The organism is Acuticoccus sediminis (assembly GCF_003258595.1).
In the GTDB taxonomy this organism is placed as follows: Bacteria; Pseudomonadota; Alphaproteobacteria; order Rhizobiales; family Amorphaceae; genus Acuticoccus; species Acuticoccus sediminis.
The window spans coordinates 92,388-110,056 of record NZ_QHHQ01000002.1; the positions used below are offsets into that span (position 1 = coordinate 92,388).

The window sequence follows — 17,669 nt, forward strand, 5'->3', positions numbered from 1 at the left end:
CCATGAAAGCCATATCAATCCTTCGGACGACCGCGTGGACGGGGCTGCTGATGCCGCTGGTGCTGGGAGCGCAAGCCGCCATGGCCGAGCCCCTCGTCTATGTACCTCTCGGTGGCGAGAACAAAATCGTCGCCATCGATGCCGCGAAGAACGAGATCGTCGACACGATAAGCGGTCTCGCCGCCGTTCACGGTCTCGCCGGAACGCCTGACGGTCGGTTCCTGATCGCCGGCAGCTTCGAGACGCGCGCGCGGGACGGCGAAGCGGTGGCGAAGCCGGCGGGCGTCTCCGAAGACGAGCACGCTGCGCACCACGGCGCCGCGCCTGCCAATGCGAAAGCCGACGCGGGCGTCAGCACTGTCTCGGTGATCCAGACCGCTGACGGGTCCGTGGTCCGGCGCATCGACGTGCCCGGTGCCGTCCATCACGTTGCGGTCAGCCCCGACGGCCGGTTCGCCGTCGTCACCCACCCCAATGACGGTGCAATCAGCGCCATCGACCTGGAATCTTATGAGCTGGTCGCTACCGTCGCGACCGGACCGCTGCCCAATTACGCGACCTTTGGCCCCAACGGTGACAGGCTCTTCGTCAGCAATGCCGGCAACGACACGGTCAGCGAGGTCGACACGACGCGGTGGATCGTCCGGTCGAACGCCGTGGTCGGCAGCAGCCCCGAGCATGTCGTATTGGCCGACGACGGCGCCACTCTCTACGTCAACAACGTGGAGGACGGCACGATCTCCGTCCTTGACGTCGGCGACCGGAAGGTCGTGAAGACGATTCCGATTGGCTCGACGCTCCACGGGATCGATCTGTCCGACGACGGCCGAACGCTCTTTGTCGCCGCCCTCGGCGACGACAAGGTGGTCGCCGTCGATCTCGGTACCGGTGGCGATCGCAGCGCTTCCCTGGCTCCGGCCCCCTATCACTTGGCCGTAGTGTCCGGGACGGGCAAGCTCTACGTCTCCAGCGCTGATCAGCCCAAGATCTGGGTGATGGACCAGCGGAATCTCGAAATTCTCGGAGAGATCCCGATCGGCGGCAAGGGCCATCAAATGGTCCAGGGCGCAGGCGGATGATCCCGCGCTGTTCCTCTCAAAGAGGCGGTGCGGATGCGGGGTTGTGCCAGACCATCTGTTGCCGGAAGAAGTGAGCCGTGACAGGAAAACATAAGCGCACCGGTCCCGGAAGCAGGCGTCGCCCCAGTCTGTCGGCAGTCCTGGTTGTGGGCGCTCTCGCCGCCGGGGTGGCCTTCGTCGGTTGGAAAGTCCTCGCGCCTCCGTCACCCGACACGACAATCGAGGTTACCGTGCCGAAGCTTTCGCCCATCGCCATCGCAGGCAAGACGGCGTTCGACGCCAACTGTGCGCTGTGTCACGGCCGCAACGCCGCCGGAACCGACAAAGGGCCGCCCCTGGTCCATGACATCTACAACCCCGGCCACCACGGGGATGCCGCATTTCTCGCCGCCGCAAGACGAGGCGTGCCGCAGCACCACTGGCCCTTTGGCAACATGCCGGCGCAGCCGCAGGTAAGCGGTGAGGACATAGCTTCGATCGTTCGCTATGTACGCGAGCTGCAACTGGCCAATGGGATCGCATACCGGCCGCATCGCATGTGAGGAGCACGCCGCTTGCGGTCGGGCATCTCGATTCCCAGCCAAGCGGCCCGTTCGTGTCGTGCGGTTGGCGCCACAATTGCCGTTCAGCCCCAGCCGGCTACCGCTCAATTCCGGTTTAGTTGCCGTCGATTTCCGGTGTGGCCGGGGGACCGCCCTCGAGATCGGCGATCAACGCCTTCATCTCGGCGATTTCGAGCCGTTGCGCCTTGATGATCTCGTCAGCCAGCTTGCGAACCCGCGGATCGGTGATCTGGGCCCGTTCGCTTGTCAAGATGGCGATCGAATGATGCGGGATCATCGCCTCCATATAGTCGACATCATCGACCGTGATCTGGCTGCGAAGCAGATAAAGCAATCCTGCGAAGACAAGAACTGCGCCAAAAAATATTGAGATGTTAGCAGTCTTGCTGGGATACATCCCGAGCATGTAGGTCATCATGACCACGACCATCGTGGTGCCCATCAGCAATGCCACGAACACGCGTGTTTCACTAAAATACGCATGATCAATGATCTGGAAACTCTCCAAATATGTTATTCCAAACATCAGAATGACGGATGTGCCGATCATCAAGGAAAGACGAATGTAGTTTGACATTTAAACACCTCTTGGTTTGTGATGATGCGTGATTTGCGATAACGTGATCGGCGCCGCACTGGACGGACTGAAACATCAACCGCCTTCGGCCCCTCCGTTCATGTCGCCGGCGCGCGGGGCCGGTCGCCAACCGCCGTCTTCGAGGTGGCAGGGGACTTCCAGGCGCTCGCCTGCGTGGAAGGCATAGGTCTCGTCGCGGATGACGATGCGCTCCGGCCCGTCCCAACCGTCCGGGGCTGAGATGGTCAGACGCTCGCAGCCGATGTCGATGTCGAGCCAGTGGCCGCGATGGCGGATACGAAAGCGCAAGCCGCGCAGCTCCTCCGGCAGGCAGGGATTGAGGCGGAGCATATCGTCGCGGATCTCGAGTCCGGTCTGGCCGCGCTGGACGAGGTCGACGGTGCCGGCCATGGCGCCGAGATGGATGCCTTCTGGCGTCGTCCCACCCTGCACGTCGGCGATGTCGCTCTCCAGCGCGGCCCCGAGCTGCGTCCAGGACCCGGCTCGGTCGGAGCGCGCCAGCACCCAGGAATGGACGATGCCGCTCAGCGTCGAGCCGTTCGACGTGCGTCGCAGGTAGTAGTCGACCGTGCGCGGGATCAGCTCTCCCTCGAACGGGTATCCGAGCCGGGCGAACAGGTCGCCCAGTTCTTCGGCCGAAAACAGGTAGAACAGCATCAGGGCGTCGGCCTGTTTGGAGGCCTTGTAGCGGTTGACCGTGTCGCCCTCGGCCTCGAGCAGCCGGTCGAGCCGATGGATGTCGCCGTACTTTGCGCGATAGTCCTCCCAGTCGAACTCCTCGAGCCGCTCATAGCCCTCGAACTGACTGATGACGCCGTCATGGAACGGCACGAACATCTTGCGGCTGATCTCGTCCCAGCCGGCGACCTCATCGGCGCCAAGTCCGAGCCTCTCGTCGAGTTCGATCCGCCGCTCCGAGTCGAGAAGCATGCGCGCATCGAGCGCGCGGAGCAGCACCCAGACCGCCATCACGTTGGTGTAGGCGTTGTTGTCGAGGCCGGGCTTCTCTGCCCAGGGGTAGCGGTCATGGAACTCGTCCGGTCCCATCACGCCGCGGATCTCGTAGCGGCCGCGCTCGGCGTTGAAGCTGGCGATACTGGCCCAGAAGCGGGCGATCTCGACCAGCATCTCGGCGCCGTAGACCGACAGGTACTCGGCATCGCCCGTCGCCTCGTAATGGCGCCAGACATTGTAGGCGATGGCGGCATTGACGTGCCGCTGCAGGTGGGTGTTGTCGGGCAGCCAGCGACCGGATTTCGGGTTGAGGTGGAGCACTTGCGTCTCCTCGCGCCCGTCGCTGCCGCTCTGCCAGGGATACATCGCGCCGCGATAGCCGGCCTCGCGCGCCAGCCGCCGCGCCGCCGGCAGCCTCCGGTGGCGGTAGCGCAGAAGCGCGCGGGTGATCTCGGGGATGCGCAGGTTGAGGAACGGGAAAATGAACAGCTCGTCCCAGAAGATGTGCCCGCGATAGGCCTCGCCGTGCAGGCCGCGCGCCGGCACGCCGACATCGAGGTCGACGCTGTGCGGCGAGACGGTCTGGAGCAGGTGGAAGACGTGCAGTCGCAGGATCATCTGCGTCCGATGCCGGCCCTCCAGGGTGAGGTCGCAGCGCCGCCACAGATGCGACCAGGCGCGCGCGTGATCCTCCAGGAGCGTCCCGAAGCGTCCCGCCTCGCGCAGCGTCTCCTCTGCCGCCAACGCCGGGCTGGAGATCGCCCGGTCGCGGGAGGTGTGCAGCGCGACGACCTTCTCGATCGTGACCGGAGTGCCTTCGGCAACCGGGAAAGAGAGGGCATGGGCGACATAGCCCTCCTCCGTGACGAAACGGCGTTCTACAGCCAGCCCCTCGCCGTCCTGGAACACCTGGGTGCGGGCGGCCTCGGCGATACGGATATGCGACTGGCTGGTCTCGGCGAGAAGGAGGACGCCGTCCTCGCCGATCTCTCGCGAAGCCAGGGGGACGAGGTGCTTGCCGTTGAGCTGGCGGTAGCGCGGCACCCCGGCGTTGATCACCCGTCCGTCCAGGGCGGAGAGGACCTCGACCCGCCCCGACCAGTTCTCGGGCGTGAACGTCCATTCGATGGCCGCCAGATGCGGCGCGCCCATATGCACGAGGCGCCGGCTCTCCAGCGTCGTCTCCCGCCCCGTCCGGTCGCGCAGGCGCATCGCGCGCTTCAGTACCCCCTGCTTCAGGTCCAGCTCCTGGCGGTAGGACAGGACCTCGACCGCCAACAGGTTGAGCCAGTCGCCGCCCTCCGGCCGGAAGGTGAGCGGCAGCCAGTTCGGCAGGTTGACCAGGTCCTCGTTCTCGATAACCCTCCCGGCGACCTCGGTGGCGAGGCGATTATAGCCGCCGGCGAGGTAGGTCCCGGGATAATGCGTATCGTCGGCCTCGGCTTCCTCGGCGGCGCCGCGGGCGGCGAAATAGCCGTTGCCGAGCGTGCACAGCGCCTCGCGCAGCCCCTCTTGGGCCGGCTCGAACCCCTCATAGGAAAGCGTCCAGTCCGTCATCGCGTGGGGTCTCCCAGAATGGCGACGAGTTCGCCCAGGAACCGGCCGACCTCCTCCGTATTCGCCAGCACGTAGTCGGCCGCAGTGGGATGCTCCGCCTCGGTCACCAAGATGCCGAGGCCGCGGCCGTTCAGCGCCGCGAACGCGTCCTCGTCGGTGTCGTCATCGCCGAGATAAAGGGGCAGGACATTTTCCCGGTCGAGCCCCAGCGCCGTCAGCAGCCAGAGCACGGCCCGACCCTTGTCCCAGTCGACGCGCGGTCGCAGGGCGAACACCTTCTTGGCGGCGGTGCGGCGGAGGTCGGTGATCTCGGCGGCGACCGCCTCCACGGCACTCTCGACGCGTGCGACCTGATCGTCGGCCACCAGCCTGTAATGGACGGCGATGGCGAACTTCTTGCGCTCGACCAGCGCGCCGTCGATACCGGCGACCTCCCGCCGCAGCCGCTCTTCGGCCCGGTCGAGCGCCGGCAGAAACGCGGCGGCGCGCTCGTGCTCCTTGCGCAGGCCGCCGGGGCCCGCGATGTCGAAGCCGTGGCTGCCGGCATAGACGAGACCGTCGAGCGCGACCAGCCGTTCGACATCGGCACGGTCGCGGCCGCTGACGATGGCGACCGGGCAGCGCTCGGCGAGACCCCGGACCACCGCACGCATGTCTTCGGAGAGCACCGCCAGCTCGGGCCGATCGACGATCGGCGTCAGCGTGCCGTCATAGTCGAGGAAGACGGCTGGTCGTTTTCTGGCAAGACGCGCCCGGAACTCGGCGGCGCGGTCCAGCGCGTTCGGGAGGGCGGCGGCGTCCATGCGGGGCCTCGCCCACAGCGCCGCCCCGTCGTTGAGTTCCTTCAGATCGCTGACGACGATATCGGCGCCGCCGGCTCGAAACTCGGTGCCGTCGCCCGACCGGACGACGCCGATCACCAGGCCGAAATTGCCGGCCCGGCCGGCCGCGACGCCGGCGATCGCGTCCTCCACAACCGCTGCCCGCGCCGGCTCGACGCCCAGGCGCCGCGCCGCCTCGAGGAAGGTGTCGGGGTGCGGCTTGCCTTCAAGGCCGAGGCGCGCCGCCTCCACCCCGTCCACCCGGACCTCGAGCAGGTTCCCAAGTCCCGCAGAGGCGAGCACCGCCGCGGTATTCTTGCTGGAGGAGACGAGCGCCACCTTTATGCCGTTCTCCTTCAGGGCGCGGATGAAGGCCACCGAGCTCTCGAACACCTCGACGCCGCCGCTTGCCAGCAGCTGCTGGAACAGCGCGTTCTTGGCATTGCCGAGGCCGCAGACCGTCTTTGCCTCGGGCGGATCGGCGGGGTCGCCCCAGGGCAGCGCGATGCCGCGGGATTCGAGAAAGCTCCGCACCCCCTCGTAGCGCGGCTTGCCGTCGACGAAGCGCCGATAGTCCTCATCCGCGTCGAAGGGCTGGAACGGCTCGTCGCCCCGCTGCGCCGCGCGCTGCGCGAGATAATCGTCGAACAGCCGCTTCCAGGCCGCAGCGTGCAGACGCGCGGTCCGCGTCACCACGCCGTCCAGGTCGAAGATAACGGCGTCGATGGTGCGCTCCTGGCGATCGGCATGGCTCATCGGTCTTCCTTCGTCCGTTGCGTGTTCGGCCTGCCTCGCGCTGCCGCCGCCGATCTGGATCACGTCCCTTTCGCCTTCCTGCAGTCCGGCGTTTCGAGCGAGCGGCCACACGCTCACAGACGGCTCCGCCGCCTGTACATTACACGGCGAAAACGCCGGGGCCTTCATATGTACTGGAGATCGAGCACCGACGCGGCGCCCTTGCAACCGCCGGGTCGATCACCGCAGAACGCGTCGCAACCCGAACGGCATCATCAGCGTCGTCACCACGGCCATGATCACGAGAGCGGAGAAGAGGTTGGCGACGATGGGATCGGGCTGATCGAACAAGCCGGCTTCGAGTGCGATGCTGGCAATGATCAGCTCGACCGCGCCGCGCCCGCTCATGCCGATGCCGACCGCGAGCGACTCTCGCGACGACAGTCCAGCGAGCCGTGCCGGCAGTCCTGCGCCAAGCAACTTGCCCAGAAATGCCACGCCTACGAGCGCGAGCAGGAAACCCGGAACCGCGGTTACGGCGCCGAGTTCGACCCGAACGCCGATCGAGGCGAAGAAGAGCGGCGCCAGCAATCCATCCGTGAGATCTCCGACGCTCCGCTTGATGCCGTCGTAGATTTTGGCCCCGACGGTCTCCGGATCGAAGAACAGACCGGCCATGAACGGGCCCAGGATGAAGTCCATGCCCAGAGCCTCCGCCAATACGGCAAAACCGAGCGCCAGAGCCATGAGCGTGCTGAAGTGCGGCGCCGGGATGCGCATGCGGGAGACCGCCCGCGAAAGGCGTGGATAGAGGAACAGGCCCACGGCCACGGCAATCACGAAAAACAAGCCGGCCCTCCCGAGCAGCGCCAGCATTGCGGCCAGATCCGGACTGGCGCCCGTCTCGATCACCCCCAGCACCACGGCGAGCAGAATCAAACCGATCACGTCGTCGAAGATCGCCGCCGCCACCACTGTCCGACCGACGCGGGTGTGGAGGTATCCAAGCTCCCTGAAGATGCTCACTGCCACGGGGACCGCCGAGATCGACAGCGCCACACCGACCAGAAGCGCCTGCGCGAACTTCAGCGGCGTCTCCGGTAGAACAGACCAGGCCAGTGCGAACCCGGCGCCGAGCGGAACGAGCACGCCGCCGAGAGCGACCGCGAGGGAACCGCCCGAATGCTCGGCGATCTCCCGCGGGCGCATCTCGATGCCGGCAAGCAGCAGCAGGAAGAAGATGCCGAACTCGGCGGCGACCTCGAGGAACGGGCTTTCTGCCAGGCTCGCGAGAAGGGGGATCGGCAGCGATGCGGCGGCGACGAGCGCGATCGCCACGCCGGCGACGATCTCGCCCATCGAGGCAGGCTGGCCCAGCCGTTCGGACAGTTCGCCGAACAGCCGCGTGACGACCAGCAGAAGCAAGAGATGAAGAGCATGCTCCATGGCTTACGAGGCCGCCACGAATGCAAGCGCCAGCAGCCCGGCCGCGGTGGTGTAATAAAGCATCGGCAGGAGCGTGAAACGGATGATGGCGCCCTCCTGGCGGAGCAAGCCGACGACGGCGGCCGCGGCGACGACATTGACCACCGACACCATGTTGCCCGCGTTCGCCCCGAGCATCTGTGCGGCCAGCACCGTCGTCTCCGAGAGTCCAGCCCTGTCGGCGGCGCTGAACTGGAGCAACGCGAACATCATGTTGCTGAAGGTGGCGCTGCCCGACAGAAAGGCGCCCATGGCGCCGACCAGGGGGGCCACCAGCGGCCAGGCGCCGCCGACGGAATCGGCGGCGACGATCGCGAGCTCCATCGGCATGCTGGCAAGGCCCGCGTCGCTCACCCCCGACTGGATGAAGACGCGCACCATGGGCACGGCCGCGCCCAGCGCCAAGGCGCTGCCGATGAGGACGCGGCCGGCGTCGCGCAGGGCGCTGCCCGCTTGGCCGGCACCCATCCGGAAGAACACGATCGCGGCCAAGGCGACGGCGACGAAGCCGGCTCCGGGAAGATAGAGCGGCGCGACGGAGACGCCGATGTCGGTTCCCAGGATGCCCGTGGCGGATATCGTGACCGCCTGCAGCCATCCCTTCAGCGGCAGGACGTCCAGGCGCGTCGCCACCAGCAGCGCCGCCAGCAGCAGATATGGCGTCCAGGCGCGGGCAAGCGGCATTGCCGCAGGGACCGGCGGGCCGCTCACCTGTTCGCCCTTGCCCTGTGACAGGCCGTCCCGGGGCAGCAGCCATCCCTTGCGCGCCACCGGGGTCACCAGCGCCAAACCGACGAGGGCGCCGATCAGCGAGGGGAATTCGGGCCCGAGCAGAACCGCGACACCCAGGGCCGGCACGGTGAAGGCGAGGCCGGCGAACAGAGCGAAGCGCCAGGCGCGCAAACCGTCCCGCCAGTTCCGCCCGGGGTCGAAGAAGCGGGTGAGCACGACGACCATGATCAGCGGTATCGTCGTTCCGACGAACAGGTCGATCATGACCGCTTGCACGGCGGCGCCCTGAAGGAAGTCGGCCGCGGGCACGTCGCCGAGTGCAGCGACCACGGCCGGCGCGAGGTCGCTGCCCTCCTGCAGGCCCTGGGCGAGACCGACCACGACCGGCGTGCCGATGGCGCCGAAGGAGACGGGGCTGCTGTCCGCGATCAGGGCGAGGACGACGGCCGCCATCGGCGTGAAGCCCAGCGCCACCAAGAGGGGCGCGGTGATCGCCGCCGGTGTCCCGAAGCCGGCCGCGCCTTCGAGGAAGGCGCCGAACAGCCAGGCGATCAGAATGACCTGCGCCCGCGGATCCGGCGTGATGCGCGTGAACCCGCTGCGGATCGCCGCCATCGCGCCGCTTTCGGTCAGAACCTTCAAGAGGAGGATGGCGCCGAACACGATCCACAGGATCGACGCCGCGATGGCGACGCCCTCGATCGATGCCGCAAGCACCTGCCGGACCGGAACCTTCCAGACGGTGATGCTCACGCCGGCCGTGAGCACCAGGCTCATTGGCATGGCCGTGGCCGCCGGCAGCCGCAGGATCACCAGGAGCCCGAAGACGGCAAGCAACGGTGTCAGGGCGGCAAGCAGCATCGGAAATCGCAATCAGTGCAGGACGGACAGACGGACACGGCATTCTGGCGCTTCGGGCGCCTTCCACCACGAGCTACGTCCCGCGATGAACGACTGGTGCTGAATGAGACAGACGCCCGAGCGGTACGCCCTCTTACAGTGCCGGAGGCCCGAGTGGTCGCTTATCTCGACGCTCGCCACCAGACCGCCGACAACCTGTCCCTGGGACAGCGGGCGACCATTCTTTCACGCCACCGAGATTCTCGCGACGCCATAGCGTCGAACATCCGACGGAGAGATCGCGGAATTACGTCATCGGGGCGCTACGGCTCGCCGGCGCCGATCGAGCGCTGAGGCCCGGCCGCGCGCCCGCATGAGCGCTTTACGTTGCCTTTTCCGCCGCCAGTACTTCGCTAGAGTTTCCGGCCGGATGATTCCGATGTGATTCCGGCGCGCGTTCTTGGAGACCTGAGCAGGGCACGAAAAACGCCGCCAAGTCACTGACTTGACGGCGTAATCTTTGGTTGCGGGGGCAGGATTTGAACCTGCGACCTTCAGGTTATGAGCCTGACGAGCTACCGGGCTGCTCCACCCCGCGCCAGTGTCGGCGACTGAGGGAACCGGTGAGCGGCTCCGTCGCGGCGACGACCCTCATCTAGCAACCTCTTCGCCGAAGATAAAGGGGGGTGACACCGTAGCGTCACAAAAAATGGGCGGCACATACCTCCTATGCCGAAACGGTAGGCATCGGCGCATGCCCATCCGGCGCGGAAAGCCCGGCAAACTGCAGGGCTTCGGCCTGACGCGCCGCGACGCGCTCTGTGGAAAACCCCTCGAGCTGGGTCCGGAAGATCTGGAAGAAGTTCAGCTCGGCCTGGAGGTGGAGGAGCACGGCGCCCAGCCCGACCGCCGCCCGGTCCATGAACACGAACTCGCGCGGCACCGTCACCGGCCCTTTTTCCTTCAGCGCCTGGTGCACGCGGAAGGCCTCGCGCCGGCCGTACTCGCCGGGCTTCGTCCCATCGGCCAGCGAACGGGTGCGGTCGTCGAGGATCGGACCGTAGATGAAGCGGGCCCAGATGTTCAGGACGTCGATCAGCTCGCGGTGCAGGCCCTTGAAGCCCCACGTCTCGTAGGCGTGGACGACGCGGTCGTCGTCTCCGGTGCGCAGTCCCTCGTAGAGGTCGATGACGCCGCCGACGAAGCTGACGGGGAAGATCCGGATGCAGCCGTAGTCGAGGAGGTTGATGCCGCGCGGCGCGCCGTCCTCCTCGAAGACGGTGTAGTTGCCGAGGTGCGGGTCGCCGTGGATGACGCCGACGGAGGCGAACGGCGCCCAATAGGCGCGGAACAGCGCGGCGGCGATGGTGTTGCGCTCCTCGAGCGGGGCCTCGCGGTAGTTGAGGAGGCGGGCGCCGTCGAGCCAGCCCATCGTCAGCAGCCGCCGCGTCGAGAGGTCCTCGTGGACGGTGGGCACGCGGATCGTGCCGTCGCCCTCGAAGATGCGCCCGTAGAGCTTCGCGTGGCCGGCTTCGAGCGTGTAGTTCAGCTCTTCGCGCAGCCGGTCGGCGATCTCCTTGGCGATCTCGGTGGTGTCGATGCCGGGGCGCATGCGCCGGTGCAGGCCGAAGATGAAGCCGAGCTGCTTGAGGTCCGCCTCGATGGCCGAATCCATGTTCGGGTACTGCAGCTTGCAGGCGACCTCCTCGCCCGAGAGGGTGCGGGCGCGGTGGACCTGGCCGAGCGAGGCGGCCGCGGCCGGCGCCTTGTCGAACCGGTCGAACCGGGAGAGCCAGTTGGCGCCGAGCTCGGCGGCCATGCGGCGCTTCACGAACGGGTAGCCCATCGGCGGGGCGTCCGATTGCAGGGTCTGCAGCTCGGCGGCGTACTCCGGCGGCAGCGCGTCGGGGATGGTCGACAGGAGCTGGGCCACCTTCATCAGCGGCCCCTTGAGGTTGCCGAGGGCGCGGGCGAGCTCCTGGGCGGTCTTGTCGTGCTCCATCTCGGTGCCGAAGAGGCGCGAGGCCACCATCTTCGCCGCGACGCCGGACATGTTGCCGCCGACCCGCGCGTACCGCCCCGCGCGGCCGGCAAATGTGTTGCGCTCGCGATCGCCCGCCATCGAAGTCCCCCAATCGTGCTCGCCCAGCATATAGGGAGCGGGCCGGCGGGCGACCCTCGATGCGACGATCGGCGGCCGCCCGGCCCACAATGCTGTTGACTGCGGCCACGCATTAGCATTCCGCGGGCGAAAACGCCGCCTGCCCGCGTGCATGCGGTCCGGGGCGCTGCTATGGCAGGTCAGGACGGAGGGTCTATGGCCGAAGGCATCTTGCCGCGACAGGCGATCGCGCAGCTGATCGACGAGGGGGCGCTCGCCGCGAGCGAGCCGATCATGGCCGACCAGCTCCAGCCGGCGAGCCTCGACCTCAGGCTCGGCACCAAGGCGCATCGGATCCGCGCGAGCTTCCTCCCCGCGGCCGGAGAGGCGATGGCGGACAAGGTCGCCCGCGTCGTCCTCCACACCATCGACCTGACGCAGGGCGCGGTGCTGGAGACGGGGTGCGTCTACCTCGTGCCGCTGATGGAGCGGCTGACGCTCCCCCCTCACCTCTCCGCCTCGACCAACCCGAAGAGCTCCACCGGGCGGCTCGACGTCTTCACCCGCGTCATCGCCGACGGCGCCGGCGGCTTCGACTTCGCCCCCGCCGGCTACACCGGTGCGCTGGCGCTGGAGATCAGCCCGCGCACCTTCCCGGTGCTGGTCCGCGCGGGCTCGCGCCTCAGCCAGATCCGATTCCGTGAAGGCGACGCGCGTCTCACCGACACCGAGCTCGCCGCGCTCCACCGCGAGACGCCCATCGCCGCGCCGGATGCGATCATCAAGGACGGGCTCAACGTCACCATCGACCTGACGCCGCGCGACGGGCCCGTCGGCTACCGCGCCAAGCGGCACACCTCGGTGATCGACGTCGACAAGCGCGACGCCCAGGCGATGCACGACTTCTGGGACCCGATCGAGGCGACCGACGGCCGGCTGATCCTGGACCCGAACGAGTTCTACATCCTCATGAGCCGGGAGGCGATTTCGATCCCGCCCGGCTACGCGGCCGAGATGGTCCCGTTCGACCCGCTGGTCGGCGAGTTCCGCGTCCACTACGCCGGCTTCTTCGACCCCGGCTTCGGTCATGGACCGGGGCAGGCCGCGCGCGCCGTGCTCGAGGTCCGCTCGCGCGAGGTGCCGTTCATCCTGGAGCACGGCCAGGTGGTCGCCCGCCTCGCCTACGAGCGCATGGCCGAGATGCCCGATCGTCTCTACGGCGACGACCTGAAGTCCAACTACCAGGGCCAGACGCTGAAGCTCTCGAAGCATTTCCGCAGCTAGCGTCCGGTCGCGACAGGTGCTCACCGGTGAGGCGGCGACCGCACCGCCGGTCCATACTGTGACGTCACGCACCCGCGATCTATCGCCAGCCGCGCGATTTTCTGTGGACTCTGCCGTCCGTGCGCGGCGCCCCGGCCGGCGGGATGGCCCCGCCGGCGGCCGGCGGTTATGGTCGCGTGGCCGCGCGCTGGCGCGGCGAACCTTTGTAATCTAGAGTTGTGGTCACGGCAGCTCGCGCGCGGACGAGGACCAGATGAGCGAAGCGTCCCTCTTCGACGAACCCGGGACCGCGACCCGACACGAGGCGCGCTCGGCCGACGAGATCCTGCACGACGTGTTCGGTTTCTCCGACTTCCGCCCCAGCCAGCGGGAGATCGTCGACGCGGTTCTGGCGGGCGAGGACGTCCTCGCGGTGATGCCCACCGGTGGCGGCAAGAGCCTCTGCTACCAGCTCCCGGCGCTGATGAAGCCCGGCGTCACCATCGTCGTCTCGCCGCTGATCGCGCTGATGCGCGACCAGGTGCTGGCGATGCAGTCGCAGGGCATCGCCGCCGAGGCGCTGAACTCGTCGAACGACTGGGAGCGCAACCGCGCGACAATCCAGCGGGCGATCCGCGGCGACCTCAAGCTGCTCTACATCTCGCCCGAGCGGCTCGCCCACGCCGAGACGCTGGAGCGGCTGCGCGAGGCGCCGATCGCCATGATCGCGGTCGACGAGGCGCACTGCGTCTCCCAGTGGGGGCACGACTTCCGCCCGGAATACCGGCAGATCGGCGCCATCCGCCGCGACCTCGGCATCAGGCAGACCGTCGCCTTCACCGCCACCGCCGACAGGCTGACGCGCGAGGACATCGCCGAGCGGCTCTTCGAAGGCGGCTGCCGGACCTTCATCCGCTCGTTCGACCGGCCCAACATCTCGCTCGCCATGAGCCAGCGCGACGACGGGCGGGCGCAGCTGATCTCGTTCCTCAAGGCGCATCCCGGCGAGGCCGGCGTCGTCTACTGCCAGTCGCGCAAGAAGGTGGACGAGACGGCCGCCTTCCTCGCCGCGAAGGGGTACAACGCGGTCCCCTACCACGCCGGCCTGACGCGGGAGGAGCGTGACCACAACCAGGACGTCTTCGTGCGCGAGGACGGGGTGATCGTGGTGGCGACGGTGGCGTTCGGCATGGGTGTCGACAAGCCGGACGTGCGGTTCGTCTTCCACATGCAGCTGCCGAAGAACATCGAGTCCTACTATCAGGAGATCGGCCGCGCCGGGCGCGACGGGCTGCCGGCCGCCGCCCACGCCCTCTACGGCTTCGGCGAGGTCCGCCAGTTCCGCCAGTGGATCGAGGAGTCGGAGGCGCCCGAGGAAGTCCTCGAGGTCGAGCGGCAGAAGCTCAACGCCCTGGTGCGCCTCTTCGAGGCCCCGGCCTGCCGCCGCCAGCAGCTCCTCGCCTACTTCGGCGAAGAGTCCGCCCCGTGCGGCAACTGCGACATGTGCCACGGGACGGTCGAGACCTTCGACGCGACGATCCTGGCGCAGAAGGCGCTGTCGGCCGTGGTGCGCACGCAGGAACGGTTCGGCATGGACCACCTCATCTCGGTCCTGCGGGGCGAGCGGTCGGAGAAGGTCGAGCGGCACGGCCACGACAGCCTCAAGACCTTCGGCGTCGGCGCCGACCAGTCGCGCAAGACCTGGCGGTCCGTCTTCCGCCAGCTCGAGGGGATCGGCCTCGCCGCGCCGGATCCGAACGACTACCAGGCCTGGAAGATCTCCGGCGCCGGCTGGCGCGTCCTGAAGGGCGAGGAGAGCGTCTCCCTGCGCAAGGACACGATGTCCCTGAAGGACAAGCGCAAGGACAGCTCCGCCGCGGCGTCGCGCGACCTGCCGACCGACTACGACGAGGCGCTGCTGGGCGAGCTGAAGGGCCTGCGCCGCCAGCTCGCGTCCGAGCGGGACGTGCCGGCCTACGTGATCTTCTCGGACCGCACGCTGATGGAGATGGCGGCGAAGTTCCCGCAGACCTCGGACCAGCTCCGCGGCATCCACGGCGTCGGCGAGCGCAAGCTGCGCGACTACGGCCCGGCCTTCCTGGAGGTCATCCGCGCCGCCACCCCGGCGAGCTGACCGACCCGCCGCGATCGACGCGACCGGTCGGCACGCATCGGGTTCAGCTCCGCGCCGAGCCCGCCTCGTCCACAAGCACCGCGCGGATCCCGTCCTGCAGGATCCGCGAGAGCTTGGCGACGACCATCCCGTGCCACGCCGCGTCGGCGGTCAGCTCGGGCGGGATGAGGCCCGGGATAGCCTCGACGTGGCGCACGATCCCCTCGGCGTCGGCGCGGTCGGTCGCGAGGGCCGCGGCGCGTGGGTCGCGCAGGTCGTAGGCGGCGCCGTCCTCGGCGCGGCCGAGCGTGTAGCGGAGCCACGCGGCCGCGGCGAAGGCGAAGGGCTCAAGCGACTGGCCCCGCCGCATCGCCTCGACGGCCGGCGCGAAGATGCGTTGCGGCATCTTCTGCGAGCCGTCCATCGCGATCTGGTAGGTCTGATGCGCGAGGTGCGGGTTGGCGAAACGCTCGATGAGGTCCTCGGCATAGCCGGCGAGGCCGACGCCCGGCACCGGTGCCAGCGTCGCCGCAGCGGCCGAGAGATGGCGGCGGATGAGGGCAACGAGCGCCTCGTCCCGCATCACGTCGCGCACATGGGCGTGACCGGCGAGGAAGCCCGAGTAGGCGAGCATCGAATGCGCGCCGTTCAGCATCCTGAGCTTCATGTCCTCGTACGGGCGCACGTCGGTGACGAAGATCGCCCCGCTCGCCTCCCACGCCGGCCGGCCGGTGGGGAAGCGGTCCTCGATCACCCATTGGGTGAACGTCTCGGTCTCGACGGCGGCCTCGTCGCGGCGGCCGGTAAGATCCTCGGCGAGGGCCAGCGTCTCGGCCCCCCTTGCCGGGGTGATGCGGTCGACCATGGTGGACGGGAACGCCACCTCGCTGGCGATGAAGTCCTTCAGGTCGGGCGCGGCGCGGGCGGCGAAGTCGAGGAGGAGCCCGCGCAGGACGTGGCCGTTCTCGGGAAGGTTGTCGCAGCACAGCACCGTGAACGGCGCCACACCGGCGGCGCGGCGCCGGCCGAGCGCCCATACCAGGAGCCCCGCGACACCCTGCGGCGCATCCGGCGCCGCGAGGTCCGACTGGATCGCCGGATGGGCGAGGTCCACCCCACCGCTCGCGCGGTCTACGCCGTAGCCCTTTTCCGTCACGGTGAGGCTGACGATGCGGGTCTCCGGCGCGCAGAGGGCGTCGAGCACCGCCTGCCGGTCGGTCCGGAGCGCCAACGCGCGGGCGATGGCGCCGACGACCCGGGCGCGTGTGCCGTCCCGCCCCCGCTCGATCAGGGTGTAGAGGCCGTTCTGCGGCGTCAGCTCCTCGGACGGCGCGGCGCTGCGCAGGCTGACGCCGGCGATGCGCCAGTCACCGCCGGCCGCAGCCAGCGCATCGTCCGTCGCGACGGCCTGATGCGCCTTGTGGAACGCGCCGAGGCCGAGATGGACGATACCGACACCATGCGTGTCGCGGTCGTAGCGGGGCCGGGCGACCGTCTCCGGAAGGCCGTCCGTCGTGGCGAGGCGGGGGCTCATGCCGGGATCCGGGGCTCCAGCGCCCGCATGACGCCGCGCAGCTCGGCAAGGCCCTTGAGGCGGCCGATCGACGGGTAGCCCGGCTGCGCGCGGCGGCCGAGGTCGTCGAGGATGTCCTGGCCGTGGTCGGGGCGGAAGGGGATCGACCAGTCCGCGCGCCCTGCCCGCCTGCGCCGCGCCTCCTCCTTCAGCACCGCCTCGACGAGGGCGACCATGTCGGTGTCGCCGCCGAGGTGCTCGGCCTCGTAGAAGGAACCGCGCAGCGCGGACGTCTCGCGCTTGACGTTGCGAAGATGCAGGAAATGCACCCTGTCGCCGAGGCGCTCCATCATTCCCGGCAGGTCGTTGTCCGGCCGTGCGCCAAGGGAGCCGGAGCACAGCGTGATCCCGCTGGCCGGGCTCGGCACCGTGTCCATCACCGCCTTGTAGTGCGCTTCCGTGGACATGATCCGCGGCAGGCCGAGGAGCGGGAACGGCGGATCGTCGGGATGGCAGCAGAGGCGCAGGCCGAGCTCCTCCGCCGTCGGCACCACCTCGGACAGGAAGTCGACGAGGTGGGCGCGCAGCGTCTCCTCGCTCATGGTGGCGTACTCGGCGAGGTGGCCGCGCACATCCTCCAGCGACATCTTCTCGGCAGCGCCCGGCAGGCCGAAGACGACGTTGCCGGTCAACTCCTCCCGCGCCTCGTCGCTCATCGCGGCGAAGCGTCCGGCGGCGTCGGCCTTCAGCGCGTCGTCATAGTCGTCCGCCGCGCCGGGGCGCTTCAGGATGTGAAGGTCGAAGGCGGCGAAGTCGACCAGATCGAAGCGCATGCAGGTGGCGCCGGTCGGCAGACGCCACGCGAGGTCGGTGCGCGTCCAGTCGAGGACCGGCATGAAGTTGTAGCAGATGACCTCGATCCCCGCCGCGGCGAGGTTGCGCAGCGACTCGCGGTAGGCGTCGAAGTGCGCCCGCCAGTCGCCCTGCTGCTTCTTGATGTCCTCGGAGACGGGCAGGCTCTCCACCACGTCCCAGCCGAGCCCTGACGGCGCACCGTCGGCCATCGTGGCGAGCTCGCGCTGGCGTCGGGCGATCTCCTCGGGGGTCCAGACCGCTCCGGTCGGAACGTGGTGCAGCGCCGAGACGACACCTTCCACGCCGGCCTGAAGTACGTCGTCGATCGACACGCGGTCGCGCGGTCCGAACCAACGCCATGTCTGCTTCATCGTGAAGTTCCCCTTTCGGCACCCGAGGTCTCTTATCAGCATTTTGCCGCGTTGCCGACTAGTATGGAAGTATGGTAACGCGGCTCCGT

At 68.5% G+C, this 17,669-nt stretch carries 12 protein-coding genes and 1 tRNA gene; 4 read left to right on the forward strand and 9 right to left on the reverse strand.

The features are described from left to right. The first annotated feature begins 2 nt into the window (after positions 1-2). Positions 3-1,079, forward strand: a complete 1,077-nt coding sequence (locus tag DLJ53_RS08695) for a beta-propeller fold lactonase family protein (protein ID WP_111344368.1) — start codon at positions 3-5, stop codon at positions 1,077-1,079. A gap of 230 nt (positions 1,080-1,309) precedes the next feature. Beyond that, positions 1,310-1,621, forward strand: coding sequence for a c-type cytochrome (locus tag DLJ53_RS08700; protein WP_342353588.1), 312 nt, complete (start codon positions 1,310-1,312; stop codon positions 1,619-1,621). A 115-nt stretch (positions 1,622-1,736) separates the two neighbouring features. Here the strand turns inward: DLJ53_RS08700 and DLJ53_RS08705 are convergent, their stop codons facing one another. The 7 genes from DLJ53_RS08705 to DLJ53_RS08735 all read right to left on the reverse strand — a co-directional run bounded on the left by DLJ53_RS08705 (position 1,737) and on the right by DLJ53_RS08735 (position 11,486). Then, positions 1,737-2,219 carry a DUF305 domain-containing protein gene (locus DLJ53_RS08705; protein WP_111344370.1) on the reverse strand — a complete coding sequence of 161 codons (483 nt, stop codon included), beginning with the start codon at positions 2,217-2,219 and terminating at the stop codon, positions 1,737-1,739. 75 nt (positions 2,220-2,294) lie between these two features. After that, entirely contained in the window at positions 2,295-4,751 is a 2,457-nt protein-coding gene (locus tag DLJ53_RS08710; RefSeq protein ID WP_111344372.1) for a glycoside hydrolase family 65 protein, read from the reverse strand. Then, on the reverse strand, positions 4,748-6,445 hold the full coding sequence (gene otsB, locus DLJ53_RS08715; RefSeq protein ID WP_244935047.1) for a trehalose-phosphatase: 1,698 nt from the start codon (positions 6,443-6,445) through the stop codon (positions 4,748-4,750). The genes DLJ53_RS08710 and otsB overlap by 4 nt, the downstream gene beginning before the upstream one ends. A 102-nt stretch (positions 6,446-6,547) precedes the next feature. Next, on the reverse strand, positions 6,548-7,732 hold the full coding sequence (locus DLJ53_RS08720) for a cation:proton antiporter (protein WP_202913076.1): 1,185 nt from the start codon (positions 7,730-7,732) through the stop codon (positions 6,548-6,550). A 24-nt stretch (positions 7,733-7,756) separates the two neighbouring features. Continuing rightward, positions 7,757-9,385 (reverse strand): L-lactate permease, encoded by a 1,629-nt coding sequence (locus DLJ53_RS08725; protein WP_111344376.1) that lies wholly within the window; start codon positions 9,383-9,385, stop codon positions 7,757-7,759. Positions 9,386-9,885: 500 nt separating this feature from the next. After that, positions 9,886-9,962: transfer RNA gene (locus DLJ53_RS08730), tRNA-Met, on the reverse strand. A gap of 129 nt (positions 9,963-10,091) precedes the next feature. Beyond that, entirely contained in the window at positions 10,092-11,486 is a 1,395-nt protein-coding gene (locus DLJ53_RS08735; RefSeq protein ID WP_111344378.1) for an ABC1 kinase family protein, read from the reverse strand. A 195-nt stretch (positions 11,487-11,681) separates the two neighbouring features. Between DLJ53_RS08735 and DLJ53_RS08740 the strand changes: the two genes are divergently transcribed. Together DLJ53_RS08740 and recQ are read left to right on the forward strand one after the other, a co-directional pair. After that, positions 11,682-12,749 (forward strand): 2'-deoxycytidine 5'-triphosphate deaminase, encoded by a 1,068-nt coding sequence (locus DLJ53_RS08740; RefSeq protein WP_111344380.1) that lies wholly within the window; start codon positions 11,682-11,684, stop codon positions 12,747-12,749. A 253-nt stretch (positions 12,750-13,002) separates the two neighbouring features. Further along, the gene (recQ, locus tag DLJ53_RS08745) at positions 13,003-14,862 is read left to right on the forward strand and encodes a DNA helicase RecQ (protein ID WP_111344382.1); all 1,860 of its coding nucleotides are present in this window, start codon (positions 13,003-13,005) and stop codon (positions 14,860-14,862) included. Positions 14,863-14,905: 43 nt separating this feature from the next. Here recQ and DLJ53_RS08750 read toward each other — a convergent pair whose 3' ends face one another. Beyond that, complete coding sequence (locus tag DLJ53_RS08750; protein WP_111344384.1) at positions 14,906-16,375, reverse strand: mannitol dehydrogenase family protein; 1,470 nt, start codon at positions 16,373-16,375, stop codon at positions 14,906-14,908. Next, positions 16,372-17,580 carry a mannonate dehydratase gene (gene uxuA / locus DLJ53_RS08755; RefSeq protein ID WP_111344386.1) on the reverse strand — a complete coding sequence of 403 codons (1,209 nt, stop codon included), beginning with the start codon at positions 17,578-17,580 and terminating at the stop codon, positions 16,372-16,374. The genes DLJ53_RS08750 and uxuA overlap by 4 nt, the downstream gene beginning before the upstream one ends. Between the last annotated feature and the right edge of the window lie 89 nt (positions 17,581-17,669).

What these genes read in the sequence shown, in the direction of transcription:
- uxuA (WP_111344386.1), bottom strand. Translation starts at nt 17,580, where the DNA reads ATGAAGCAGACATGGCGTTGGTTCGGACCGCGCGACCGCGTGTCGATC.
- DLJ53_RS08705 (WP_111344370.1), bottom strand. Translation starts at nt 2,219, where the DNA reads ATGTCAAACTACATTCGTCTTTCCTTGATGATCGGCACATCCGTCATT.
- DLJ53_RS08740 (WP_111344380.1), top strand. Translation starts at nt 11,682, where the DNA reads ATGGCCGAAGGCATCTTGCCGCGACAGGCGATCGCGCAGCTGATCGAC.
- DLJ53_RS08695 (WP_111344368.1), top strand. Translation starts at nt 3, where the DNA reads ATGAAAGCCATATCAATCCTTCGGACGACCGCGTGGACGGGGCTGCTG.
- DLJ53_RS08750 (WP_111344384.1), bottom strand. Translation starts at nt 16,375, where the DNA reads ATGAGCCCCCGCCTCGCCACGACGGACGGCCTTCCGGAGACGGTCGCC.
- recQ (WP_111344382.1), top strand. Translation starts at nt 13,003, where the DNA reads ATGAGCGAAGCGTCCCTCTTCGACGAACCCGGGACCGCGACCCGACAC.
- DLJ53_RS08735 (WP_111344378.1), bottom strand. Translation starts at nt 11,486, where the DNA reads ATGGCGGGCGATCGCGAGCGCAACACATTTGCCGGCCGCGCGGGGCGG.
- DLJ53_RS08710 (WP_111344372.1), bottom strand. Translation starts at nt 4,751, where the DNA reads ATGACGGACTGGACGCTTTCCTATGAGGGGTTCGAGCCGGCCCAAGAG.
- DLJ53_RS08725 (WP_111344376.1), bottom strand. Translation starts at nt 9,385, where the DNA reads ATGCTGCTTGCCGCCCTGACACCGTTGCTTGCCGTCTTCGGGCTCCTG.